Source organism: Microcoleus sp. AT3-D2, from assembly GCF_036705715.1.
Lineage (GTDB): Bacteria > Cyanobacteriota > Cyanobacteriia > Cyanobacteriales > Microcoleaceae > Microcoleus.
Window position 1 is genome coordinate 1 of sequence record NZ_JAUBVE010000126.1, and the last position, 9,362, is coordinate 9,362.

Here is a 9,362-nt window from a genome sequence, read left to right on the forward strand (position 1 = left end):
ATATGGCACAGGCACAACGGCTCGCGGGCTATGGTCTAGACGTTTTGAAGAAGCTGTTTAGAATGAAATAGCCCTGCGATTAAACGCAGCGTTCCCAATTGTTCGCAAGCTTCCAAGAATTCTTTCAGGTTAGGCATAATTTAATTTGGGAATTGGGTATTGGGCATGGGGCATGGGGCATTGGGCATGGGGCATTGGGCATTGGGCATTGATTATTGGTAATTAAAAACAACAATAACTAACAACCAACAACTACCGACTAATGACTAATGACTAATGACTAATGACTATGTTTCGTGCAGTTCGTAAGCAGCGACAATCCGCTGCACTAGAGGATGTCGCACCACATCCGCCTGAGAGAATTCGCAGAAAGCAATGCCCTCAACGTTGCGTAGAATGTTTTGGGCAACTGACAATCCCGACTGTTGGTTTGGCGGCAAATCTGTTTGAGTGATATCCCCCGTCACTACCATTCTCGATCGAAAGCCCAGACGAGTCAACACCATTTTCATCTGAGCTGGCGTCGTATTTTGAGCTTCGTCCAAAATTACGAAAGCATTGCTGAGAGTGCGCCCCCGCATATAAGCTAAAGGAGCTACTTCGATCAAGCCTCTTTCCATTAAATCGGCCATTTTTTCAGGGTCGATCATTTCTTGCAGGGCGTCGTAAAGCGGGCGCAAATATGGATCGACTTTTTGCTGCAAATCTCCCGGCAAAAACCCTAATTTTTCGCCAGCTTCCACCGCTGGCCTCGTTAAAATCAGCCGTTCGTACTGCTTGCTTAACAGCGCCTGCACGGCGAAAATAGCTGCTAGAAATGTTTTGCCAGTACCAGCGGGGCCAATGCAAAATGTCAGGTCGTGCGTGCGTACTGCTTGGACGTATTGCCGCTGCTTGAAGGTTTTGGCTCTAATTTCTTCGCCGCGGCGGGTTCTGGCGAGAACGTCTCGCTGCAAGTCTTGTAAATCGCCTTGGCGGTTGGTATCCAAAGCTTGGCGCGCCGTCTGGATTTCTACTCCGGTAATATTTTTGCCGGATTTCCAATAGTCGGAGAGCGATCGCACTAATTTATGACACAATTCTACTTGACTTTTTGTGCCGGAAATCAGCAGTTCTTGCCCTCGCATTACCAGGGTAGCACCGGTTTGCTTAGAGATCATTTTCAGGTTTTCTTCTTGATTACCGGCCAGCGACATTGCGCTTTGAGTGCTCGGTAACTCTATTGTTAGTTTTTCATTCATGCCAACATAAGCTCCTCCAAATAAGCAATTAAAAGTTAACAAATAAACATTCAACCAGTTACTATTTGGAACAAAAAGACGCCAGTTACTAGGCTTAACCTAGTATCTAAGGCGTCTTTTAGATTTAGCTCCCAAATGAGTTTGGTGCTTGAGGCACAAATCAAATCTCCCTTCTATTAAGTCAGGCAATTTTAGATTTTAGATTGGAAATTTTAGATTTTAGATTAACCTGATGTCGCTGACATTTGAAATTTTCAATTTTACATTTGTTTCCGATCGCAAAATCGGCCATTTCAAACCAAACGGGGCTTGTAATACAAAGTCTACAACAGGCAATCTAAAATCTAAAATTCTTTCTGGACTCTGCAGTTAGTTAATAACCGGGAGTATTTCGGCTCGTTCTAAACGTAGGTGTGTTAGTACGGCGAGGTTGTTCTCTCGGAGTTCTGCTAGCTAAGGGACTCGGCGACGGAGGTGGCGTCCGGGGTCGGAAGTCGCCCCGCGGCTCCCGCGAGCCACGATCTGGGCGGTCGCGATCCGGGCGGTCGCGATCCGGGCGATCGCGATCGCCCCTGGGCGGGCCAGATCCACGATCGCCCGCTTCACCATCGTATATATCTAAGTAGAGCGACTGGCCCGCCGTCTGCGCCACCGCTTCGAGCGTAGTTCTAATTGCCTGAATATTGCGTCCGCCCCTACCGTAAACCCGGCCTTTGTCCGGATCTTCAAAAGCCAGCCTAACCCAGACCCGCGATTGTCGCGGGTGCAGTTCGCAATCAACCCGCAAAGAGCCTGGGGTCTCTAAAAAAGGCCCAATTAAAAACTTAACCAGTCCAGCATAGTTGGGACTAGCTGACTGTTGCTGTGCTGGATTCAACGTTGGCTCCGGCTCCGACTTGTTCAAATACATGGGCTTTTCTCAGGATGTCACGCACGGTGTCAGTTGGCTGAGCGCCTTCTTGGAGGCGCTTGACAATCGCTGGAACATCCAGCCTGGTTTCGTTATTTCTGGGGTTGTAATAGCCGAGCTCTTCTAGGGGACGGCCGTCGCGGCGAGTAGAACTGTTCATCGCTACAATCCGGTAGCTTGTCTCGCGTTTTTTCCCGTATCTCTTCAATCGCAGTTTGATCATCTTCTTGCACAATAGTCTTGTTCTAATTCTAAGCTATTTTGTCAGTGCTCCTTCCGCGAACCCCAACTCAACCGCTATTTCTTAACCTCCGACCAAAATATCACTACGATTTGCTGCCCCCAAGGCAGGTCTGGCGCCGTCAATGTGCGGTGTAATTGCTAGTGGCAAAATCGATGCTGTTCCCCATTGCTGCACCAATTTTTGCAAAAATATATCTTGCTGCGCTCTCAAAGAGTCCCAATCGGTGCCGCGATTAATAATTGCAAACCACACTAAACCCCGATCGCGCGTGGGTATGGCTCCAGCCAAAGCAATCACGGTGTCCAAAGTACCAGTTTTCACCACAGCCGATCGCGGAATGTGTCGGTATTCCAAAGTTCCTTTATCGCGCCCGGACACCGGAAACAAGTCAGCAACTGTCAGCCCAGTCGTCTGAAGGTTGCGCCCGATCGCCTGCATCATCCCACAAGCCGCCCTCGGAGACATCCGATTTTCCACTCCCAATCCCGAACCGTTAACTAATTGAACTTCCTCCTCCGGCACCCCCGCAGCCCAAGTCGCTTGCTGCTGCACTATTTTTGCCCCACCCAAATCGTCGGCAAGCATTTGAGCTATTTCATTATCGCTGTGGACGTTCATCTGCTTGAGAATTTCGGCTAAAGGAAGCGATCGGCGTTTCAGCAGCAAATGTCCCGAAGTCACAAATTTCTCAGCAATGACGCTGCCGGCCACCGTTACTTGCGGCTTTCTAGTTCCCGGAGCCATCTTAGAATACATTGCCACCACGTCCTGCGACCAACTGCTCCCCTCAAGAGCTTGCCGCAGTATCTCCCCCGCAACCAAAGGATCGGACTCGTAATTCATGCGGAAATTTCCTGTCACCACCAAATTCCCCGCCACACGATTGATACCCATTTGATTGAGAGCATTGCCCACGGCGATCGCCTCCTCCCACACAAACAGCGGATCGCCCCCGCCGCTGACCACCAAATCTCCCTGCAATACACCATTCCTAATCGGCCCCGTTGCTCGGAACCGCGTTTCAAACTGATAATCCGCGCCCCAAGTTTCTAGGGACGCCAGAGAAGTCGCAATCTTAGTCAGCGAAGCCCCAGGCATCAGCGTCTTCCCCTGCTGACTTACCAGCGGCACCATTCCCGCTTGCACCCAAATTCCCTGATTCCCATCAATCAGGTTCTTGTCTTTCAAATCTTTTAAATATTCCCGCACCGTCGCTTCTGCTGGCAAGTCGGGATTTGCCCCATCTATTCCCCCAAAAGCCAAATCTTGGGCCACCACTAACCCGGGTATCCCTCCCCGCCAAGCCAGCACTGACGCAGCATTAGGCGCGGCACTGCCTACCCCAGTCATGTCCAGCCAAAGAGATATGATTCCTGAGCTAAATAAATCCAGCATTTTTTACTCCTAAAGTCATGTAAACTATTGCATTGATTTTTTCAATTTGCAGTCAAAAATAGTAAAGTAGTGACAAAACAAGTTCTATCAGAGTAGTCGGAAATGAGAATTGTCAGATCGCCCTAGCGAGCGGATTTTAGTTCTTTATTCAGACTTCTGGATTCACGCTCCTGACTTCCTGGTAGAATTTTTAGTGTTTCTCAAACATTGGTCAATGGGATCGACACGCGCAAGAATTGCAATAGACGCTATGGGTGGGGATCATGCCCCCGCCGAAGTTGTAGCTGGAGCGCTTAAGGCACAAGAAGAATTAGGCGTAGAGATTTTGCTCGTGGGCGACCCGCAGCAAATAGAAGACTCGCTCCGGCAACAAGACGCGATCGGCCGCGTCTCTACAGGTCAGCTAGAAATCGTTCCTTCTGAAGGAGCGGTGGAAATGCACGAAGAACCTTTGAGTGCCCTCAAACGTAAGCCCAACGCTTCGATTAACGTAGCGATGAACTTGGTAAAGCAGCAGCAAGCTGATGCTGTGGTGTCCGCCGGTCACTCCGGCGCGGCAATGGCTGCTGCCCTGCTGAGGTTGGGGCGGCTCCCCGGAATCGATCGCCCTGCGATCGGTGCGGTTTTGCCGACAATGATACCGGGCAGCGCTGTACTCATTCTTGATGTCGGCGCTAATGTGGACTGTCGCCCCAAATTTTTGGAGCAGTTCGCTCTTATGGGAACTATTTACAGCCAGTGCGTGCTGGGCGTCGCCGAACCTAAAATCGGCCTGCTCAACATTGGCGAAGAACCTTCTAAAGGCAACGACGCAGCCGTGCGAACCCACCAGTTATTGGTGGACAACCCGAACATTCCTTTTGTGGGCAATGCCGAAGGCCGCGACGTGCTGTCTGGGAAATTCGACGTGATTGTCTGCGACGGGTTTGTCGGTAACGTGTTGTTGAAGTTTGCCGAAGCGGTGGGCGAAGTCGTGGTGCAAGTGCTTAAGGAAGAATTGGCTGCCGGACTCAAAAATCAAATTAGCGCTCCCCTCCTGCAAGAAAGCCTCAAAGGGTTTAAGCAGCGGGTAGACCACGTTGAACACGGCGGCGGTTTGCTATTGGGCGTTGCTGGAGTTTGCATTATCAGCCACGGTTCGTCTCAAGCTGCCTCGATTTTTAATGCCATTCGTTTGGCGAAGGAGGCTATTGACAACCAAGTGCTGGAGCGAATTAGATCGTCCAATCAGCAAAGCGCTCTGGAACAAGAAGCTGTGAATTAGAGGCAGTAAGTAGGAATTAAAAATTAAAAATGTAAAATTAAAAATGTCAGCTTAAACAAGCGGTTTTGCTTAAAAAAGTAATTTCAGCAGTTTAAAAAATAATTTTAATTGGTAGTTTTTAATTTTTAATTTCTCGATCAAACAGCGAGTAAATGGAGAGGAATGTTGCAGCAATCAGGGTTCGGAATTGCCGTCACGGGTAGCGGTTCTTGTACACCGCAGGTTTCGCTGGATAATAACGGTTTGAGTCAGATAGTAGAAACGAATGACGAGTGGATTGGGGCGCGGACGGGTATTCGCTCCCGCAGGCTGGCGGACGATCGCACTTCTTTGTGCGATTTAGCGTCGTCCGCATCGCTTCAGGCGATCGCCATGGCAGAAATTTCGCCGACAGATATCGATTTGATTATTTTGGCGACCTCAAGCCCTGACGATTTGTTTGGCACTGCCAGTAAAATTCAATATCAATTGGGCGCCACAAAAGCTGTGGCTTTTGATTTGACAGCAGCTTGTTCGGGCTTTGTTTTTGGTTTAGTTACAGCCTCGCAGTTCATTCGGACAGGGGTTTATCAAAATGTTTTGCTTATCGGAGCAGATATTTTGTCTCGGTGGGTGAATTGGTCGGATCGGGGTACTTGCATTCTTTTTGGAGACGGTGCAGGTGCGGTGGTATTGCAAGCTTCAGAAGTCGATCACTTTTTGGGATTTGAAATTCGCAGCGACGGCACGCAAAATTCGTCTCTCAATTTGCCTTACAAAGCCGAGTCAAAACAATTAATTGAGGGTGTCAACATCGGAGTTGGCGGATTTCATCCCATTACAATGAACGGTCAAGAAATCTATCGGTTTGCCGTAAAAAAAGTGCCGGAAGTCATAGAAAAAGCTATGTTTCGGGCAAATATTAGCGCTGCTGAAATTGACTGGCTGTTGTTGCACCAAGCCAATCAGCGGATTCTCGATGCAGTTGCCCAAAGGCTAAAGATTCCCCCCGAAAAAGTAATCAGCAATTTGGCGAATTACGGCAATACCTCAGCAGCTTCAATTCCCCTTGCCTTAGACGAAGCCGTGCGTCTGGCTAAAGTGAAAGCAGGCGATACTATTGCTGCTGCGGGTTTCGGTGCAGGTTTGACTTGGGGGGCTGCGATTTTTCAATGGGGAAGGTAATATTTGGCGGCCGGCTGTAAACTTGCTCCGATTATTGTCGGGAGTTCGATCGAGTAAAATACAAATCCTTTAACACGCCATACATAGGGCAAGGTTCGCAGCGGTGCACCACCCGGACAACACTTATTGACAAGCGCGTGCTCAAACGGAAAATCCTCTATTCTTCGATCGACTTTCCCCGGCTTGAAGCTTGAAAATTGTGCTACGGCTATTAATCAGATTCAAGTAGCAAAAAAAATAAACCTGGTAAAAATCGCAGTTAGATGTTATAATTATGAGTCGCGAGTAGATAGTTCGTTAACCGAAAGATAGCGGATACCAGCGAGCGAACTTAGAAGCGGGAAAGAAAGAATTTTTGCAATCACCAATTAGCAACCACCAATTAGCAGATTACCGGAAAAATGACTAAAACAGCATGGGTATTTCCCGGACAAGGTTCCCAGGCGATCGGGATGGGTGCAGACTTATTAAACTTGCCAACAGCCAAAGCCAAATTTGAGATCGCTAAAGAAATTTTAGGCTGGTCTGTCCCGGAAGTTTGCCAAAAAGAAGAAGCAAAACTATCTCGGACTCTCTACACTCAGCCTTGCTTGTTCGTAGTAGAAAGTATTTTGGCCGACTTAGTGCGAGAAAAAAGCGATCGACCAGCGGTAGTTGCCGGTCACAGTTTAGGAGAATACGTTGCCCTCTACGCAGCAGGCGTTTTTGATTTTGAAACCGGATTGCGCTTAGTCAAACGTCGCGCCGAACTCATGGAAACTGCCTCTGGCGGTCAAATGGTGGCTTTGATTGGGTTCGACAGGCAGGAACTAGAATTGCAAATTCAATACAGCCGAGACGTGGTGCTGGCAAACGACAACAGCGAAGCACAAGTCGTGATTTCTGGAACGCCCGCAGCAGTAGAAGATTTACTTGCCAAAATCAAAGTCAAACGGGCCGTTAAATTGAATGTTTCTGGTGCGTTTCACTCTCCACTGATGGCCGGGGTGGCGGCAGAGTTTCAACTAGCGTTAAAGTCTGCAAGGTTTTCCGATGCTAAAATGCTGGTGCTCTCGAACGCAGAACCGTCAGCCACTACCAGCGCAGCCACTTTAAAGCAGCGGTTGACTCAGCAGATGACCAAAGGCGTGCGGTGGCGAGAAATTTCTCTGCAATTGCCACAACAAGGAATCGATCGCGTAGTGGAAATTGGTCCCGGCAAAGTTCTCACAGGTTTGATCAAACGGACTTGTCCCGATTTAGCGCTGGTAAATGTTAGTAGTTTTGCAGATTTGCCCGCTTAATCTATTTTTAGCCTGCTATTAAACGGCAGGTTATTAACTTTAGAGTTAATGGGCCTGAAGATTGCCGAAAAACAAATAGCACAACAGGCAAATCCGAATATTGCCTGTTGTGCAAATTGGGGATAGACGATCCAGAAAGTTAGAAAATATTAATCAAAAATCGAGAAATAGATCGACCTGACCGAAAGCATCCAGGATACAAGCCCCCGGATTCATCCGTCCAGAAATAAAAAACCTGTATCCGATAAACGAGCCCCCGAATTTATCCGTGGGGTCAATGCTTCAATTCTAAAATCTAAAATCTAAAATCTAAAATCGATTGACGGGGCGATCGACAACTCCTGATGTACACTAGCCATAAAAACCAAGCTTATCTGGTATTTATATGAAAAAAGTCCTTTACTGGTTGATGGGCGACAAGGCAGGCAGAACCATAGTTGGTGCCTGGAACTGGATGTGGGGACTGCCAGTAGAATCCGGCGGGCAGGTGTCGGTGGCGGTAGCCGAAGAGTCACTGCGATCGATGCAAGAATCAGTGCAAAAGCTAGCAGCAGTCTCCACCCAAGTGACAGCCTACCAGCGCGCCAAAACGAAATATGAAGAAAAAGTTAGGGAAATGCAAACCGTAGAACGCCAAGCCATCACAGCCAAGCGCCACGGCAACGAAGAAGCAGCCCGCTTGGCAATGGCGAAGGTAATTGGTAATTCAGACAGAACAAATCCTGCCGCAATTAGAATCCCAAGTAAAACAAGCCGAACAATACCTCAACGCTTCCAAGGACAAGCTAAATCGAGAGCGGATGAAGCTGGAAGCCTACAAAACTGATATGCAAAATATGAAAGATATGGCCCAGATTAACGAAGCCCTCGGAGCCATATCCAAAGTCAACAACGACCTCAGTATCGATTCAGCTCGATCGCAGTTTGAGCAAGCCAAAAACGCCGTCCACAGCCGCAACCTCAAACAGCAAGCTTTAACAGAACTCTCTGAAAACCCCCAAGAAAGACTTCAGTCAGAATTAGAAAATATGAGCTTAGACGATGAAGTTAATCGCAGGCTAAAAATGTTAGACGACTCAAACAACAAAGAACTTCCAAGTTAAGGACAATTGTATGGCTAAGAGCGGGCCTCCCCCCATAGTTTTTATCCTGTTATTTCTCTTGCTAGCCGGTGGTGGCTGGTTCTTTTTTCTCAACAAACCAGCGTCGCAAGATATTAGTAACAATCCCCCCACTCCCACACCTGCAGGTGATGTCGTCCCACTTCCCGCCGCGCCAGTAGTCGGCGGCGCTTCCCCTGTTGCAGCGACTTCCTTTGCGCTTCCAGCTTCCGTGCCTGCGGGTACGGCGGTGAGAATTGACGGTTCCACCAGCATGGTGACAATCAATCAGAACCTCAAGAACGGTTTTCAAAGCAAGTTTTCCGACACGACAGTCGATACCAAAGCGAACGGTTCTGAAAAAGGAATTCAGGATTTGGCGGCAGGAACAGCAGATATTGCAGCGATATCGCGACCTTTGACGGCTCAAGAACAAGGTCAGGGTTTGGCTGCTGTGCCTGTTGCCCTAGATATGATCGCCCTTGTAGTTGGCGTGAACAACCCCTACAAAGGAGGTTTAACCTCCGCTCAAGTTCAAGATATCTTCCAGAGAAATACTCAAGACTGGTCAAAAGTCGGCGGCCCGGCGGGCCCGATTAAAGTAATTAACAGACCGGCAGTTAGTGGCACTCACCAAACGTTTAAAGAACAAGTGCTTGGAGGTGGCGAGTTTGCTACGACGCCAAATATTACCACGCTCGATCGAGATGCGACAACTCCTCTGCTGCAAGCTTTAGGCAACAACGGCATTGGCTATGCGA

10 protein-coding genes are annotated in these 9,362 nt (G+C 48.5%); 6 read left to right on the top strand and 4 right to left on the bottom strand.

Going from position 1 to position 9,362, the window contains the following annotated elements:
• Window positions 1–287: 287 nt before the first annotated feature.
• The 4 genes from QUB44_RS29460 to QUB44_RS29475 all read right to left on the bottom strand — a co-directional run bounded on the left by QUB44_RS29460 (window position 288) and on the right by QUB44_RS29475 (window position 3,790).
• The gene (locus tag QUB44_RS29460; RefSeq protein ID WP_333157196.1) at window positions 288–1,241 is read right to left on the bottom strand and encodes a PhoH family protein; all 954 of its coding nucleotides are present in this window, start codon (window positions 1,239–1,241) and stop codon (window positions 288–290) included.
• A gap of 373 nt (window positions 1,242–1,614) precedes the next feature.
• The gene (locus tag QUB44_RS29465; protein ID WP_333057401.1) at window positions 1,615–2,118 is read right to left on the bottom strand and encodes a KH domain-containing protein; all 504 of its coding nucleotides are present in this window, start codon (window positions 2,116–2,118) and stop codon (window positions 1,615–1,617) included.
• Window positions 2,090–2,374: a 30S ribosomal protein S16 gene (gene rpsP / locus QUB44_RS29470; RefSeq protein ID WP_006633724.1), complete on the bottom strand. Its 285-nt coding sequence runs from the start codon at window positions 2,372–2,374 to the stop codon at window positions 2,090–2,092. Before rpsP ends, QUB44_RS29465 begins: the two co-directional genes overlap by 29 nt.
• A gap of 81 nt (window positions 2,375–2,455) precedes the next feature.
• Window positions 2,456–3,790, bottom strand: a complete 1,335-nt coding sequence (locus QUB44_RS29475; RefSeq protein ID WP_333373140.1) for a D-alanyl-D-alanine carboxypeptidase — start codon at window positions 3,788–3,790, stop codon at window positions 2,456–2,458.
• 214 nt (window positions 3,791–4,004) lie between these two features.
• Between QUB44_RS29475 and plsX the strand changes: the two genes are divergently transcribed.
• The 6 genes from plsX to QUB44_RS29505 form a co-directional block, all read left to right on the top strand.
• Entirely contained in the window at window positions 4,005–5,054 is a 1,050-nt protein-coding gene (gene plsX, locus QUB44_RS29480) for a phosphate acyltransferase PlsX (protein WP_333373159.1), read from the top strand.
• Between the two features lie 162 nt (window positions 5,055–5,216).
• Entirely contained in the window at window positions 5,217–6,218 is a 1,002-nt protein-coding gene (locus QUB44_RS29485) for a beta-ketoacyl-ACP synthase III (protein ID WP_333373144.1), read from the top strand.
• A gap of 401 nt (window positions 6,219–6,619) precedes the next feature.
• Window positions 6,620–7,501: an ACP S-malonyltransferase gene (gene fabD / locus QUB44_RS29490; protein WP_333373147.1), complete on the top strand. Its 882-nt coding sequence runs from the start codon at window positions 6,620–6,622 to the stop codon at window positions 7,499–7,501.
• Between the two features lie 385 nt (window positions 7,502–7,886).
• Window positions 7,887–8,327 carry a hypothetical protein gene (locus QUB44_RS29495; protein ID WP_333373150.1) on the top strand — a complete coding sequence of 147 codons (441 nt, stop codon included), beginning with the start codon at window positions 7,887–7,889 and terminating at the stop codon, window positions 8,325–8,327.
• Entirely contained in the window at window positions 8,302–8,604 is a 303-nt protein-coding gene (locus QUB44_RS29500) for a hypothetical protein (RefSeq protein ID WP_333373153.1), read from the top strand. The genes QUB44_RS29495 and QUB44_RS29500 overlap by 26 nt, the downstream gene beginning before the upstream one ends.
• Before the next feature lie 10 nt (window positions 8,605–8,614).
• On the top strand, window positions 8,615–9,362 hold a 748-nt coding region (locus tag QUB44_RS29505; RefSeq protein ID WP_333373156.1), incomplete at its 3' end, for a substrate-binding domain-containing protein.

Bases quoted from the DNA above. Each gene is read 5' to 3' on its own strand.
- QUB44_RS29460 (WP_333157196.1), bottom strand. From the start codon at position 1,241: ATGAATGAAAAACTAACAATAGAGTTACCGAGCACTCAAAGCGCAATG.
- rpsP (WP_006633724.1), bottom strand. From the start codon at position 2,374: ATGATCAAACTGCGATTGAAGAGATACGGGAAAAAACGCGAGACAAGC.
- QUB44_RS29475 (WP_333373140.1), bottom strand. From the start codon at position 3,790: ATGCTGGATTTATTTAGCTCAGGAATCATATCTCTTTGGCTGGACATG.
- plsX (WP_333373159.1), top strand. From the start codon at position 4,005: ATGGGATCGACACGCGCAAGAATTGCAATAGACGCTATGGGTGGGGAT.
- QUB44_RS29485 (WP_333373144.1), top strand. From the start codon at position 5,217: ATGTTGCAGCAATCAGGGTTCGGAATTGCCGTCACGGGTAGCGGTTCT.
- fabD (WP_333373147.1), top strand. From the start codon at position 6,620: ATGACTAAAACAGCATGGGTATTTCCCGGACAAGGTTCCCAGGCGATC.
- QUB44_RS29495 (WP_333373150.1), top strand. From the start codon at position 7,887: ATGAAAAAAGTCCTTTACTGGTTGATGGGCGACAAGGCAGGCAGAACC.
- QUB44_RS29500 (WP_333373153.1), top strand. From the start codon at position 8,302: ATGAAGCTGGAAGCCTACAAAACTGATATGCAAAATATGAAAGATATG.